The following is a 15,580-nucleotide window of genomic DNA, read 5'->3' as shown; positions in this document are numbered from 1 at the left end:
AAGTTCGGCCAAATAGGCGCCGTCTTGACCGGTAATACCCGTGATAAGGGCTACTTTCATGAGTAAAAACGTTTGGTTGATGCTGTTCTTAAGCGACGTGGATAGACTTTCCTCTTGGGCTTAAGTAATTTTCAGCTTGCAAAGTACGGGTAAAAAGACAAGCCTTCCAACTGAGGTCCTTCGCCAACCTGATTGTACTGGTGATAACCGAAGAGCTTTCGGCCTCACGGTAACCGAGAATCCGCCCCTTCCAGCAACATATTACTTATCAATTGTTTACACAAAATTCATTAACAATTAGCATAGGGCTCATAATAGTTGAACCGGGCTTAGGCGTCAGCGGCGTCAAGACCATTTAAGGCGACTAAATCAACGCTTCCAGCATCTAATCCGCGCGGGGTCGGGCTTTGGTATATTAGTTTTCAGTATGCTTCGAGCTTGTTCAGCAGGGGTGAAACCCGGTGAGAGGTACAGCAAGAACAACACGTATACATTACCGGCAGCCAACACCTTGCGCAGCCTACCAAATTTGTGCACGAAAAGATTGTCCAGTTCCAGCAAGCTGCTTGAGCCTATCTGTTGGTCTAGAACCTGGCTCCCGTATTTAAGCAAGCTCCGCTTGCTCAGCGTCCGATCGAGCAGTTGCACGGCCGTCAGCCCGCGCACGTTCCGATCAATGTTAAGCCCCGCTCACGCCGCCCGCAGTGCCGGAGTAATGTAGGCATGAGCGCCTCTCATACGAAAAGTAAAACCAGCCCCTGATTTGCAGTGCGGTGGTTACGGAAGTCTATCTGGCTCAGTCTGACCGCTGTTGATTACTGCTTTGTCGGTTATAAATCTTCCTAACTTTGCAGCAACGCCTAAAACAGCGTTTCACTTTCATGAAGGTTTCAACTATTCTGACAAGTCGTGCTTTTGAAAAACACCCAAGTTTTCATTTGATCTACGAGTGGGAAGATGAATTAGCAAAGAGTCTAGGCGTACCCGTTATCGATGCGAAACCCCTGCATCGGAAGTTGCTGATTAACCGTCATACAAAAAAGGTATACAACGCGTTAGGCAAGAATGTATTCGAATCAGTAAACAATATTGTCGAGTCTAGTAACAAAGCCTTGCGTACTAGTGACGATTACAACCTCGTCTTTGAGTTGTACGTCGAATCGGAGCCCAATTTCACTACTTCGTCGCGGGCTATACCTTTGCTGATTGACTTCTGGAAGAACGATAACCTCCAAGATTTCTACCGCATCTATCGCAACTGCAAGCTGGTATTGATATCCAGCCTGGAAGCGTTTGAATACCTCAAGGCCAACAATTGCCCGCTCAATATTGAGCACTTGGGCCTGAGCCTCTCCGACAAATACCGGATGCACAGTGCTAACAGGTATGAGAAGAAATACGACGTCCTGCTTGCAGGCCGTCTGAATATCCGGACCAACCAGATTCTGCGGAATTACTTAGAAGAATTCGTGGCCAAGTACCCCGATGTGGAGTACTTGTATCAGCAGGAAATTGATGGCGAGTTTTACTACGCTTCCAGCAAAAGTGGTTTGGTAGGCAAGTTCCACTCTCGTGAGGACTACATTAATCTACTACGAGCCAGCAGAATATCTTTTTACAGCACCCCAGGCATAGATGGCGGGGAAAAACGCACCGGAGGCTTCAATCCCGTAACTCCTCGCTACTTGGAGTTGCTTAGCGCCCAGTGCCTGTTGTTGGGCAAATACCCCAAAAACGAGGAAACCGATTTCTACGAGTTGGAACGCGTTTGCCCCAATATCGTGAGCTACGAACATTTTGAGCAAACCATGTTGGGGTACCTGAACAATAGCACGCCGTCGTTCGACGTGCATCAGGAAATCCTAGACAAGCATTACACCTCGTGCCGGGCCACACAACTCACCCAGATTCTGCAGAAGTACTAACCTACGGTATGGCGTACCGCATCTTGGGCTCTTGAACACACAGCGGGGGCAAGCCGGCAGGTAATTCGCTGGCTTGCCCCCGCTGTGTGTTGCGCACTGATACTTATAGCAGCGCCAAGGCCTTCTCCAGACAACAAACGTCCACAGCTATGTCAGAGTAGTTGTCGGCTTGCCCCCCATCTGCATCAGGGCAGGGCACACACAGGTAGCGCTGCCCCAAAACCGCTGCCATACGGTAGTAGATAAAGTTTTCGAAGTCGCGGTTTTGGTGCTGCACAATCTTGTCTAGGTTCATGAGTTCGATTACCGTCGTGCCCGACTGCATAAACATGATGTTGGTAAGGTTGGCACCATGTACTCCTAGCAGTACGCTGGCTTCCTGTACCATTTTGATTTGCTGGGCAAAAGTTAACTCTTCGAAGTACACCGTCTCGAAGCCGTAAGCCTTCAACACGCCGGCAATCTGCTGCTCATTGCGCAGACGCCGGGAATTCTGGCGGCTTCTGGATACATATAAGCGGCGCCACGGGGTGGTCTTACCCGCCTCAGGTGCTACCGCTGCTACCACCTCAGCGCTGGCTTGACGCAACAATTTTCCGTGCTGAAAGCCAGGCGGAGTAATATGCTCTGGCACGACCAGTTGCTGGGCTTTCAGCACCTCTCGTTCCTTCAGCGGAAATAACCGGGTAAAGCCTAGCGCTGCGGCCGTGATGCGCACAAACTCAGGGGTAGGCTCCGGCATGAGCAGCAGGTAATCAGGATACTTCTGTCGCAGCACCAGCAGGCGGGGCAGTGAATCCACCATCCAGTGGTAATAGTTCTGCCGCGTCCATTGGTCATGCACCAAAGCTACGCCTGGCTCGTTGGGGGGCAAGCTTACACGCTGGCCAAACCACTGCTTCAGCAAGTAAGAATCGGTGAACTGATCTTTAACCCAAGCGTGCGAGAGACTGGGCAGAAAGATGCGCAGATTCTTCAGAATGGTAGTATGCCACGTAACCAAAGCATCCTTGAGTACAAAGACCCGGGTGCTAGGCAGACTGATGGTTTCGTGGAAGTAGCATGCCAACTCCGGGGGGAGTTGGTCAATATTGATAGGCAGCGCGGGTGAAAACGGCGCAGTGGCTTCCACTCCCTCGTGTGAAGGAGCATCTACCCACTGCGGCAACCACAGCGAAATTGCTTTGGTGGAAGAATCCGAAATGCGTTTTACCAACTGGTATAACGTACTAGCCTTCATGCGCTACCTACTCGTATTTGTAAAGACAAGGTATGTCGACAAACTCATATTACACCTTACTGTAGTTAATGCGATGGATAGTTTCCGATTTTGACCTTGAACTCAGCAACGGCTTGGTGGTACTGCTTGACTCGTCGGAAATTGATAACAAAGTCATAAATCACTAGAAACTGTCGCTTTCGCTCCATCAGCTGCAGGGTATCGCCCTGCCAGTGTGCCCGCAGGTACTGGGCCGAGAAGACCTGCCTTACAAATGCTCTGAGCATGTAGACCAAGTCTTTCAGCAAGTTGGTGGTGGCACCGTGATTTTTACCTGGCACGCCTTTCAGGGCGCTGCGGTAGGCGTTCAGGCGTGAAGCAGCCCACACCGTGGCATAAAAAAGTCGGTCGCGGTAGGCTTCGGTAAGCCGCCCGTTAGCCATATGGTGGTGCAGGTGCAACCGCGAGGAATACCAGATTTCGTAGCCGAGCATCTTGGCCACGTAGCACAACTCGTCGTCTTCGCCAGCAGTAAGATTCTTGGTGCCTTGTCGGCCACTAAAAAGGCTTTTGAAACCTACTTGGTGAAGCCTATGCCACACTTCCGTCCGCACAAACATACCCGCGCCCCACAGCACGTTGTAACCCACATTTCCGTCGGGTAAAGGCCGAAACTGCTGCCCTTCGTGGTCAATTTGCGGGCCTACGGCGTAGAGGTGCTGAAAGGCCGAAAACCACGCCGGCGGAGTCTGGTCGAATGTCCCGGTATTGGGACTGCCCAGCAGCGCTATCTTAGTATTGGTTTGGAGCAGGGCATAGCCCGTGCGGAGGTAATCCGGGGCGAGGCGGTTATCGTCATCAACGATGCAAGCGTAGGTGTAACGGGCTTGGCTGAAGGCTCGCTTCACGGCGAAGTTCTTGCCAGGCGTGGGCTCGAAGTGGATGTGCAGGGGCGCAGGGGCTCCCAGCTGCTCCCATTCCCGACGAGCCACTTCGGCTGTACCATCGGTGCAGGCATTATCGACGAGCACAATCTCCCACTGCACACCGGCTGGCACCTCCTGCCGGGCCAGGCAAGCCAGCGTTTCGCCAATGCGCTCCGCACTGTTGTAAGTACAGATCAGAAAGGATACACCAGCCACCGCAGAAGGAACCTTGGACGTGGAGCTTAGCGAATCAGGTGAGGGCGTGTTAACCAGCTGCATGGCGCATGCTTTACGGTGAGCCTAAGCCTATAGAGCTTCGATGGCTCTGAGTAGTGTTTGACCAGGATTGAAGTCGGTGATGCGGCTGGCGTGGGCAAAGGCCTCTTCCCCCATTGCCTGCAAGCGGTTCCGATTGGTCCATAGTCTTTCCAGCCCGGCCTCCAGACTTCGAATGGAACCTGGCTCAATGAGAAAGCCCGTTTGGCCTTCCAGCACGTAGCGACTGGAATCACCCACATCAGTAGCCAGCGCTGCCCGGCCGGCGAGCATGGCTTCCACCAACGCCAGCGGCGTGCCTTCGCTCAACGAAGGCAGCGCCAGCACGTGGTTGGTTTCCCAAATGCGGTCCACATCGGCCACGTGCCCTTCAATGGTCACCTTGCCCTGCAATTGATAGAGCCCGATGAGGTGCTGCAGGTGCCCGGCATGGGGACCTGCCCCGTACAGCTGCAGCTGAAAGTCCCGGGTAGCCCACTGGGGCTGGTGCAGCACCTGCAGTAGCAAGTCCTGGCCTTTGTAGTCGCAATCGAAGCGGGCTACGCAGGCCATCCGGAGCTGGCTTGTGGCCACTGGAAAGGGCTTAATTTCAGCTTGCTTGGTATTGATGGGGTTGCTGATGATGGTATGCTTCCCGATGCGGTGGGCCAGCTGGCGCTCGGCCGCTTCGTGGTTGCGCTTCGATACGAAGAAAAACTCCGCAGCGCGCTCGATGATGCCGATAGCAAATTGCCGAAACTCGTCGGCCACGATGTTACCGAACTCGAACCCATGCTGACTGATAAGCACATAAGGCCTGCCCGAGCCCACTATGGCCTCGATTACTTTCCAGTGCTGGAGAAAGTCCCACGTGGTACCGTTGGATATTACATACACATCGGCCGCCACGGCGGGTACCTCATCCAAGATGTAGGGCTTAAGCTTCAGCTTGATGGCCACGCGTTCGGCCAAGCTATACTGCCGCCGCTCGTAGAAGTACGTCTCGGCTCCCAGACTGGTCAACTCTGCTACACGGGCGGGCACGGCAGGCCAGCGTTGCGTGAGCGTGAGCACCGTGTGTCCCTGGCTTAGCGCCTGTTTGGCAGCTTGATACCATAGATCTTCGCTCCCGCCCCACGGAAATACACGCATCAGTGAAACGAAGGCAATCTTCATGGGTAGGCCAGGTTTAATAGAATTCAAAATGCGATATTACCAATATTTTTTTACCGCGTGATAAAGCCGCTTGGCCAGCAAGTAGGGCTGCGAATTCATCAGTTTGTAGTTTTGATTCTTAAGGGCACGTACCTCTTGGATATACCTAACTGCCAATTCCTTATATAAGGGGTCCTCAAAGGGCTTGCTGCTGGTACCAGACACGTTGTTGAACACCACAATGTCGCGCGGTACGTACTGGGTGCCGATGCCGGGGTGACGAAAGCAGCGAATATTCAGGTCCCAGTCGGCTAGCACTGGGTATTTGAGGTTGTACAGACCAATCTTCTCAAACACCGAGCGGCGGTAAAAAACGGCCTGGTGACAGAGGTTGCGCTCAGTATGCAGCGTTAGGACATCAAACTCGCCTCCGTAACGGCGGCCGTCGCTAAGTAGAATAGCATCGCCGTACACTACATCAGCGGTGGTGGTGGAGAGCACCTGAACTACGTCAGCAAGCACATTGGCATCGTGCAGGCAGTCATCGGCTCCCAGGAAAAGTAACCACTCCCCTTTGGCCAAGCCGATGCCTTTATTCATGGCATCGTAAATGCCTTGGTCTGGTTGGGAATGTATCCGAAAACGGCAATCCACCTTAGCAAAACGTTCTGCAATAGCGATGGTATCGTCTGCCGAACAATTGTCAATGCATATAACTTCCCAATCGGCAGACCGTTGCCCACCAATGCTTGCCAACGCAGCTTGCAGAGTACTGGCCGAAAAATAGGTTGGAATAATAATAGTAATGGATGTATTCATCTATTCACCAGCTACGACTAATACTTAGAACATTGACAACTTAGTTACTTCTCAATAAAATTGTTCCAGAATGCAGGGTCATATTTTTCCCAAGCATGAACTGCCATCGGAAGCTTTTTATCGTTTAAAGAGTAAAGCAAGCTTGGGTTTACTTCAAACGCAAATTTGATAGCATCTTCAACAGAAGCCAACTTAAACCATTTAAACAAATGTGGAATCACTAAGCACCAATATGAGTCCTCATACCTACTATTATACCAAGGCAGGCATGACTCAATATTATTACCTTTTTTTATCACCTCACGGTTTATTATTCTAAGAACAGATGGCAAGTTAGCCAATAACAAAGTCGTTTTGTTCAAGTTAACGTCTTTCAGTCTTAAAAACTGAAATATATCCAATATATTAATAAAAGATCTTATACTTCTTAAAGAAAAACCACCATTACCAATACCAATAATCTTGCTATTAATATTGGCAGTATCAAATCCATCAAACCATGGAGCACCAACGTAATCATATCCCTTGCCTATAAAATAATCTAGGTTATCATAAAACAAGTAAACATCAAGTTGACATACCAACATGTATTCATAATTGCTGAAGGCCTGATAAAACATCAAGCTCATTAATAACCTACTATAGCTGTTCTGATCAACGAAGTAATTCTTGTCGAATACTTTTTTTTCTATTTGTTTTTCAACTATTAGCCGATTGTAGGCATCAACATCGATTCCGCTGTGACAAGCAAATACTATATCATATTTACCAAGAATCTGACAGATACGGTGCAGAGCCAATAACTCTGAACTAGTAAGTTCAGTGCTCTGCTTGTAAACGGGCACGACAACAACTAACCTCTTCATCGCAGATTACCGCTACCCCAGCAATGCTTTTTTAATTAAAACAGCTTGAGCCATCGTAAATTTTTTGGTTCCTAGCAGATGCATAACTGTTTTGTTCATAATTTCTTTGATTAAGGCAACTGCTAGCAGACGATTATGCGATACTAAAGGCAATAAGTTATCAAAGGCAGCACGCTCTTCTATTTGTTGTTCGTTGATACAAAGCTCAGCGCGGTTAACGGGAAGCTTGTTACGCCATTTCTTATGTAGTTTAAAAGTTTCTTTCAACCAAGTTTGATCGAAGCTCCCCTCCGAAAAATGGTTAATTAATATTTCATAAGTAACAGCAACCTCATATTGTTGGTAGACACTTAACGAAAAATCAACATCATAGCAGTGAAATTTATTAAAAGTAACCTCGTCAAACTTTATTGAACTCGCTACAGGCTTCGTGGTACAAAACCAAACTCCGTCAACAGAGACCACACGAGACAACTTTTCACCACGCGGGTTATTGACATGATGAGCATTAGGCCGTTTGTCTTTGAACGATTGAACGATGTTAACATACATCGTTCTGCTGTTTGCAAGGGCAAATGACCAACCCGATGGCACAGCTGGCTTATAATCGCTGCCTGCTACGCCCAATAACCCTAACTCCTTATTGTTGCTGAATATTTCTAGCACTTTGCTCCCCCAGTGCTTCGTCAAAAAGCAAATATCTTCATGCAGGAAGCACAGAATATCATACTGAGCCCTACCAATGCCAATATTGTAAGCTTGACACAGGCTATACTGTCCGGAAGCATTATTGATGGCAATTACCTCATATTCGACGCCTATTGTTTCAGCCACATTTAACTGCAACTGATTAAGCATACTAGTACTGCGAGAGCAGACGATCAGTGAAATCATTGTCGTGTATGAACGAAGCTTAAGCGAAAGACTATGTCTTACACTATAATACCAAGCCCATAGTGCTCTGGATAATTATAAAATCGCTTATTTGTTTTCTTAGCAATATCTGCAACAGCTTTTTTCACATCAGGAAAGCTTTCTGTATCATGAAATATAGCACACTTGCTATGCATAGCACTCCAAAGTCCACATTTATATGTATCCTCATAAGTATGAACTATATCAACATGTATAAGATCATAATGATTTTTATCCTTCATAATCCATTCCTTGTAATCCATCTTCACCAGCTCAATATTAGCATAAGGAGACAAACGTTTAGATGTTTCTTGATAATGCTCTCCTTTATGATCGGTATGAATGTCACCAACGAATATATCTACGCCAGTCACTTTCTCGAAATAGTTTGAAAATACAACAGAGGAGTAACCAAATTCTACACCAAACTCTAAGCAGGACTTATTATCAATATCAAACCGCTCCATTATATCCTTTATCACCTTCTCATGTCCAGCCCATGCAGACACAATATCTGTAAGCATATTTTTAGGCTGGTAATAATTAGTGGGCACATAGTTGTGCACAGTGCCATACTTAAACTTGTCAAAAAGGGTGTTCAATGAGTTCTTCATATGAGAGGAATGAAAAGATTCATTCAGAGAAAAAAGTTACAACCAGGTGTATTTACCAAATACATTTCCATAATCATAGCCACCATGCTTTGCCATTATGGAACCAGAATCAATTACCTTAAAACTACACACATCCTCAGCAACATCAAGCTGCGCTACTTTAGGCAAGTTAACAAAAGCATGAATGGAATAATCTCCTCGTACTAAAAACTCCTTTTCAATCGACAGTGTCATTACCTCAGATATCGACACAGATTCACACGCAAACACAGGCCGTTTCCTAGAATCCAAAACCATAACAAACAAATTTTCATTTTTTATTTCAACGCTAATCTCGATTAGAAATTCTATTATTATATTATCAGTATAATTAAAATCACCAGAAACAACCCCATCAATATCCTTGACCCGTATTTCTTTTATGTATATTTTTTTTGTCCCAATAGGGCTAGGATTTACGTATACAGCAGCTTTCTTCCCGTAAGCCAGATAATTGGAAACTGCTTCGGAAGTACTCCCGTCGAAGGTGACTCCTCCCCTTTCAAGCATTAGACCATGTGTGCAAAGCTGAGATACAGCGTTTAGGTCGTGACTAACGAAGAGAACTGTGCGCCCGTCATTGACGCTAACATCCTTCATACGACCTAAACACTTCTTTTGGAACTCGGCGTCGCCCACGGCCAGCACTTCATCCACAATGAGTATTTCAGGCTCCAAAAACGCTGCCACTGCAAAAGCTAAGCGCACATACATGCCACTGCTGTAGCGCTTCACGGGAGTATCGATGTAGCGTTCGACGCCGGAGAAATCGACAATCTCATCAAACTTGCTACGTATCTCGGTTTTGCTCATCCCCAAGATGGCGCCGTTCAGGAAGATGTTTTCCCGCCCAGTCAATTCTGGGTGAAAGCCAGTGCCCACTTCCAGCAGTGAGGCTATGCGGCCTTTTACTTTGATGCGCCCCGTGGTGGGGGCCGTAACCTTGGAGAGGATCTTAAGCAGCGTAGACTTGCCGGCGCCGTTGCGGCCGATGATACCCAGTACTTCGCCTTGCTTAACCTCGAAGTTGATGTCTTTCAGCGACCAAACAAAGTCGCTGTTGCCCTTGGCGGTGCGGTCGTTGGCCTCCCCGACTTTGGCAAAAGGATCTTCTTTGCCGCGCATACGGGCCCACCACCGGTTCAGGTCCTGGCTCAGCGTACCTGTGCCTATCTCACCGAGGCGGTAGAGCTTGCCGAGTTCCTCTACTCTGATGGCTACGTCACTCATGAAGGAAAAAGAAAGAGAGAAAAGGCGGTTGGGGCAAGCAGATCAGCAGGCATGTTTACAAGCCAGGATGGCGCCGTTGCACGGCTATACTGTATCGGTAAAGCTTTTTTGCACCCGGTTGAAGGTGATGACTCCGGCAAACAGCACTACCAGAGTAATAGCAGCACTGTAGCCCAGGGCGGCCCAGCTAAACATGCCCGAGCCGAGGAAGGCGTAGCGGAACGACTCCACAATAGGTGCCATGGGATTAATTTGCACTATCCAGCGGTACTGCTCATCGATGCTCGACAGCGGATAAATAATAGGCGTGGCGTACATGAACAGTTGCACCCCAAAAGTCAGCAGGATTGACAAGTCGCGGTACTTCGTGGTCATGGCACTGAAGATCATTCCTAAGCCCAAAGAAAGCAGCCCCATAATCGCTACCAGCGCGGGCGTAAGCAGCATCACCCAATTGGGCTGCAGGCTGTTGCTGGTAAGCAGGTAGTACGCCCACACGGCCATAAACAAACCGAATTGGATGCCAAACCGCACTAAGTTGGAAATGACAATGGACAGCGGCATGGTCAGGCGGGGGAAATACACCTTGCCGAAAATGTGAGCATTGTCGCGAAAGACAGTTGCTGTAGCCGTTAGCGTCTGGGCGAAGTAATTCCAGACTGTAACGCCCGCCAAGTAAAACACCAGCATGGGCAGGCCATCGGTGGAAAGCTTGGCTACCCGCCCAAACACGACGAGAAAGGTAATGGTGGTGAGCAGCGGCTGGATAAAAAACCAGATGGGGCCCAACACGGTTTGCTTGTACGTAGACACGAAGTCGCGGCGCACAAATAGCATAACCAGGTCGCGGTAGCGCCAAACTTCGCCAAGACCCACTTCCAACAACCCCGTTCGCGGCTCGATAACTTCGGTCCACTCCTGCTCTGGTGCTACTACGCGTGGTGCAGGCACCTCCAATACTTCCGCTGTTTTCATGTGTTATTGTTTCCCGCTACGAGACGATCAGTCAGCGGCGGGGGCTAGCTACTTTAGCTCAAGCATTCTACCCCCGCAATATACTGCCGATTTAGCACTTAACTTCTGCGGAAGGTCGACTAGGGGCTACCAGCGTAAGTCTTTGAAGTCAGCTAAAGAGGCCATATCTGCTTGAAATAAGCAAATATGGCCTCCATAAGCGGAAATAATCAGTTGAGCAGGATGGCTGGCCTAGGCCGGCACCTTGCTCAAATTCTTCTGATCGTTAACGAGAAAGTCTTCGTACACTGCCTTCAAGCCGTCGGCCAGCTTGATGCGGTACCGCCACCCGAAGCTGGCAAGCTTGCTCACGTCCATGAGCTTGCGCGGGGTGCCGTCGGGATATTCGGAGTTGAAGCGAATGCTGCCTTCGTAACCCACGGTGCGGCTTACCAGTTCGGCCAGCTCGCCGATGCTCAGGTCCTCACCGGTGCCCACGTTTACCAAGCCCGGCTCGTTGTAGTTTTCCAGTAAGTAAAAGCAGGCATCGGCCAAATCATCTACGTGCAGAAACTCGCGTAGCGGCTTGCCCGTGCCCCACACTTCTACTTCTGGCGCCCCCTGCACTTTGGCCTCGTGAAACTTCCGAATCAGAGCAGGCAGTACATGAGAGTTTTTCAGGTCGTAGTTGTCGTGCGGGCCATAGAGGTTAGTAGGCATGGCCGAGATGAAATTGCAACCGTACTGGCTGCGGTAGGCATCGCACATTTTGATGCCCGCAATCTTGGCAATGGCATACGGTTCGTTGGTAGGCTCCAACAAGCCGGTGAGCAGCGCATCTTCCTTCAGCGGCTGAGGAGCCATTTTGGGATAGATGCACGACGAGCCTAGGAACAACAGCTTCTTCACGCCATTCGCATAGCTCTGATGAATCACGTTGTTCTGAATCATCAGGTTATCGTACAGAAACTCCGCCCGGTAGATGTTGTTGGCATTGATGCCGCCCACTTTGGCTGCAGCCAGCACCACGTAATCAGGCTTTTCTGCCGCGAAAAACTCCGCAACGGCAGCCTGGTTGCGCAGGTCTAGCTCTGCTGAGGTGCGTGTCACAATGTTGTGGACCCCAGCCTGCTGGAGGCGGCGTACCATGGCCGAGCCTACCATACCACGGTGCCCGGCTACATATACTTTGGCGTTCGTATCCATAGGAAAAGTGCCGTTGGGGGCACAGAAAGAAGCTAATTAGTAAGCGACAAAACGAGCTCTTCGCGAGCTGCTCAGTTTTTCCACCAGTTCAGGTCGACGTCAGGCGCGGCTGCCGGGGTGGCAGCTGCGGGCCGCAGCCGCTGCGTAAGGCCCGAGGGAAGCACGCTCTTAATGAGCGGGTTGATGGTAGCACCCATGATGACACGGCGCGTACGGGGGCTGTAGCTGAGCAGGCTTGGCAGCTTGCGCATGGCGATGGGCCGGGCCGCCGCCATATCGCGCTTACCAGTCCAGTTCACCTCCCAATACGTGTACAAGTCACGGCGCTCCTGTTCGTTGAGCCGGAACTGCTGACCGTAGTATGGGTGCTGCTCACAGGTTTCCACCATTTTCACCAGGTTGCTGTACCACTTCGGTGAAGTGGCCGTGCGCTGGTCGGGGTGCAGTTGGTACACCGCCAGAAAATCGGGAATGAATCGGCCGGGGGCGTAATGTGAGACGCGGTACCACAGGTCGATATCGGCGCACATATCAACTTCCACGCGCATTCCTTCCGTTTTCTCTAGCAACTCACGCTTCACGAAAGTGGCGTGCTGCGGCGGAATGTACTCAAAGAGAATGGAGCGAGGAGTAATACGGCCTTCGTTCGTGTTGGCGTAGATAATATTGTCCTGTAGATCAATACCATATTCTCCGCCCGACACGAAGCCTGCCTCGGGATACTGCTGAAAGGCAGCCGCCATCTTGCGGAAAGCGCCGGGCAAGTAATAATCGTCGCTGCTCTGGATGGCCAGAATCTCGCCCGTTGCCTTGGCCAGTCCTTTGGTTACGGCATCCACAAAGCCCTTATCCCGCGCCGACCACCACTCGATCCGGTCTTCGTATTTCTTAAGCACCTCCACGGTTTCATCCGTAGAGCCACCGTCTGAAACGATGACCTGAACCTTACCCGGATAATCCTGGCGCAAGATGCTCAGCAGCGTACGCTCGATAAAGCGGCCCTGGTTCCAGGACGGAATAACGATGGAAAGCGACGGAAATTCCTGCATTAGGCGTCCTGCTTAACGGTGGCGAGCTTCTCTACGTCCTGCAACCACAGGTTCAGCAGTTCCAGCTCTTGCGACGACACAATGCCCACTTCCTGCAAGCCTTCATAAGCACGGCGCAGATTTTCGCTCACGGTATTCTCCGAGCTGATGCGGCTCTTTACTACCTCAATCACCTTGTTTGGGTGCAGGTAGCAGGGAATCTCCGATTCGAAGTCCTTCACGTAATCGTGCGGGTTGCGCTCCTGGATTACCGTAGCTTCGGTGAAGCCCAAGCGGTAACCGTGCGCCCACATGATGGGCTGGGCTACCAAACCACGCAGAATATCGGTAAAGCGGAACGTTACATAAGCCGGCAGATACAGCAGCGGAAACAGCTCGCGACGCACAGCGGTGTTTTGCGAGTTGAAGGGGCACAGGGTGCCTTCGGCCAGTACGATGGGGCTGCGCTTATCGAAGTACACCTCGGTGTTGTCAACGAGGCGGTAGATGGCATCCACGTCCGGGTCGCTGTCGGCCAAGCCCTGCCAGATACCGATTTTGGCTGGCTGAGTGGTTAGCTCTTCTTCCTTGAGATTGTGCTCCTTGTTCAGGATGAGGTCCAGCGGATAGCCGCGGGGCCAAATGTGGTGGCTGGTGAAGTTCTTGTAGATGTTCACAAAGCCCTGATCAGCCGGCGAGGTTTGCCACTCACCTTCCATACCCGGGAACGTCCAGTCGTCGTACGGGATGTTGTCGTCGTCGGTGTCGATGATAACCTCGGCGCCTTGCTGCATGGCGTACAGGTAGCCCATCATCTTGCGACCATAGTGGTTGAAGGGCAGTTTATCGGCCATGCTCATGCCCATTTCCTCCTGCGCCTGCACCGAGAGGTAAACTACGTTATCGGCTTCCCACTGCGCTGGGGACTTCTTGTCGCCCGCTACAATGAGTTGATAATCGGGCAAACCCGCAAATTTGGTTACCGCCTTCGTGGGGGCGAAAATAGACGTGATGACAATGCAAGAAGTCGCCATGCTCAGGTTAAAGAGTACAAAAAAGGCCACCCATCCGGTTTGGAATAAGGCGGTGCAAAATTAAGAATAATTTGACAGCTACTGAGAAGTAGTACTGTGGCTACACAGCCAACTGATCCAACAGGCGCGAAAAACTAGCGGCATACGCTGGGCGCGTGTGCACTTGCTTGGCAAAGTCCATGGCTGCCACCGAACGCTCGCGCAGCTCAGTGGTGCTCAGGCCCATCAGATGCTGCACGTGCGTCTGAATTTGCGCAATGATTTCAAGGGGTTGAGTAGACTTTATTTCATAGCCCAAGTGGGCCCCCCTAATGGCTGTTGTTTCGGTAACAATGGGTACTAGCCCAAAATGCATTAGCTGAGCCACGGAGCCGCCACCGCCTTCAGAGGCACTGGGGTACACTTGCCCAATACAGTTGCGGGCAATCTTGCTAAACCCTGGGGATGCAACATCCACCCACCCTAAGTAATGCAGGTTGGGGTGCTTGGCCAGTAAGGGCTCCAACCAGCGCCAGAAGCGGGTTTCGCGTTCGATGTTGCCAGCAATGTACAAATGCGCGTTTGGCATCTTTACAAACGCCTCGACGGCCAGATCCAACCCCTTCAACAAGGCGCCACCGCTCCCCAACCATAGAAAGTTGGGCCGCGCCGAATCAACGTCCTTCAGGTGCGCAGCAGGCTCCTTGGCTACGGAAATATCAAGCTGATACTTGTGTGGTCGGGGGCTATAAAGCTTGGTTTGGAAAGATGCGCCGAAGTAGGTCATATAATCGGCGTACTCATCGGCAAAATTGAAGCGCGCTTGCCTCTCGGGCGCTACCCAGATACCGGAACGCTCTTGAAAAAACTGAATACGAGCTAATTCCGATGTACTTTGGAAATGCCAATAGTTCTCGGTGCAATAGAAGACCTTCTTGATGGCCAAGTCCTGCGGGCATGTTGTCAACCGGTTATTCTGCACGAATACGATATCGTACCGGGCCCAGTCGATATAATCCTTGGAATCCACATCGTAAAAGTCTACCACATAGCCCCTTTCATTGAGCTGCCGTACCATCTCGGCGGTTTCCCAATACATCGAATGCTCATTGAGCATCGGGCAGTCCGTGAGCTTGCCACTAACATAATAGGGAATGGCATAAACGATGTACACGATCAGGGCGCGTTTGCTTTTGGCACCGAGTCGCTCCTGCCCAATGTCAAATACTGTCTCTCCTTCCGGCGATACAAACAACCGGTTAGCGGTTGCATGTAAAGCCTTAGATAGGCGATACCGGACACCGCGAATTGTAGGCATGAAGTAAAGTTTAAGCAAAAAACTGAGCTAATTACCGCTTGCTCAGTCGAATGGAGTCATTGACGTGCTATTGAGGTCAGTCCTGTAGGCTGTACCCT

14 protein-coding genes are annotated in these 15,580 nt (G+C 50.4%); 1 reads left to right on the top strand and 13 read right to left on the bottom strand.

The features are described 5' to 3' along the window. Nucleotides 1–1,112 precede the first annotated feature (1,112 nt). On the top strand, nt 1,113–1,925 hold the full coding sequence (locus tag AC5FXY_RS20625; RefSeq protein WP_493558615.1) for a hypothetical protein: 813 nt from the start codon (nt 1,113–1,115) through the stop codon (nt 1,923–1,925). Between the two features lie 103 nt (nt 1,926–2,028). Here AC5FXY_RS20625 and AC5FXY_RS20620 read toward each other — a convergent pair whose 3' ends face one another. From AC5FXY_RS20620 to AC5FXY_RS20560, 13 genes are all read right to left on the bottom strand, one after another. Beyond that, nucleotides 2,029–3,165 (bottom strand): glycosyltransferase family 61 protein, encoded by a 1,137-nt coding sequence (locus AC5FXY_RS20620; protein ID WP_493558614.1) that lies wholly within the window; start codon nt 3,163–3,165, stop codon nt 2,029–2,031. A 65-nt stretch (nt 3,166–3,230) separates the two neighbouring features. Beyond that, the gene (locus AC5FXY_RS20615; protein ID WP_493558613.1) at nt 3,231–4,349 is read right to left on the bottom strand and encodes a glycosyltransferase; all 1,119 of its coding nucleotides are present in this window, start codon (nt 4,347–4,349) and stop codon (nt 3,231–3,233) included. A 27-nt stretch (nt 4,350–4,376) separates the two neighbouring features. Beyond that, nucleotides 4,377–5,501, bottom strand: coding sequence for a glycosyltransferase family 4 protein (locus tag AC5FXY_RS20610; RefSeq protein WP_493558612.1), 1,125 nt, complete (start codon nt 5,499–5,501; stop codon nt 4,377–4,379). 36 nt (nt 5,502–5,537) lie between these two features. Further along, complete coding sequence (locus tag AC5FXY_RS20605) at nt 5,538–6,299, bottom strand: glycosyltransferase family 2 protein (protein WP_493558611.1); 762 nt, start codon at nt 6,297–6,299, stop codon at nt 5,538–5,540. A 44-nt stretch (nt 6,300–6,343) separates the two neighbouring features. Then, nucleotides 6,344–7,144 carry a DUF5672 family protein gene (locus tag AC5FXY_RS20600; RefSeq protein ID WP_493558610.1) on the bottom strand — a complete coding sequence of 267 codons (801 nt, stop codon included), beginning with the start codon at nt 7,142–7,144 and terminating at the stop codon, nt 6,344–6,346. Between the two features lie 33 nt (nt 7,145–7,177). After that, nucleotides 7,178–8,059 (bottom strand): glycosyltransferase, encoded by an 882-nt coding sequence (locus tag AC5FXY_RS20595; RefSeq protein ID WP_493558609.1) that lies wholly within the window; start codon nt 8,057–8,059, stop codon nt 7,178–7,180. Nucleotides 8,060–8,097: 38 nt separating this feature from the next. Then, entirely contained in the window at nt 8,098–8,694 is a 597-nt protein-coding gene (locus tag AC5FXY_RS20590; protein WP_493558608.1) for a class I SAM-dependent methyltransferase, read from the bottom strand. A gap of 36 nt (nt 8,695–8,730) precedes the next feature. After that, the gene (locus AC5FXY_RS20585; protein ID WP_493558607.1) at nt 8,731–9,963 is read right to left on the bottom strand and encodes an ABC transporter ATP-binding protein; all 1,233 of its coding nucleotides are present in this window, start codon (nt 9,961–9,963) and stop codon (nt 8,731–8,733) included. An 84-nt stretch (nt 9,964–10,047) separates the two neighbouring features. Continuing rightward, nucleotides 10,048–10,938: an ABC transporter permease gene (locus tag AC5FXY_RS20580; protein WP_493558606.1), complete on the bottom strand. Its 891-nt coding sequence runs from the start codon at nt 10,936–10,938 to the stop codon at nt 10,048–10,050. Nucleotides 10,939–11,169: 231 nt separating this feature from the next. Further along, nucleotides 11,170–12,123: a GDP-L-fucose synthase gene (gene fcl, locus AC5FXY_RS20575; RefSeq protein ID WP_493558605.1), complete on the bottom strand. Its 954-nt coding sequence runs from the start codon at nt 12,121–12,123 to the stop codon at nt 11,170–11,172. A 71-nt stretch (nt 12,124–12,194) separates the two neighbouring features. Then, nucleotides 12,195–13,172 (bottom strand): glycosyltransferase family 2 protein, encoded by a 978-nt coding sequence (locus tag AC5FXY_RS20570; protein ID WP_493558604.1) that lies wholly within the window; start codon nt 13,170–13,172, stop codon nt 12,195–12,197. Beyond that, nucleotides 13,172–14,185, bottom strand: coding sequence for an STELLO glycosyltransferase family protein (locus AC5FXY_RS20565; protein WP_493558603.1), 1,014 nt, complete (start codon nt 14,183–14,185; stop codon nt 13,172–13,174). The genes AC5FXY_RS20570 and AC5FXY_RS20565 overlap by 1 nt, the downstream gene beginning before the upstream one ends. A 100-nt stretch (nt 14,186–14,285) precedes the next feature. Next, nucleotides 14,286–15,482, bottom strand: a complete 1,197-nt coding sequence (locus AC5FXY_RS20560; RefSeq protein ID WP_493558602.1) for a glycosyltransferase — start codon at nt 15,480–15,482, stop codon at nt 14,286–14,288. Between the last annotated feature and the right edge of the window lie 98 nt (nt 15,483–15,580).

The sequence above is a fragment of the Hymenobacter sp. FMD4 genome (assembly GCF_058932745.1).
Note: the sequence above shows the minus strand (reverse complement) of the source record. Positions and strands in the feature narration are given on the sequence as shown.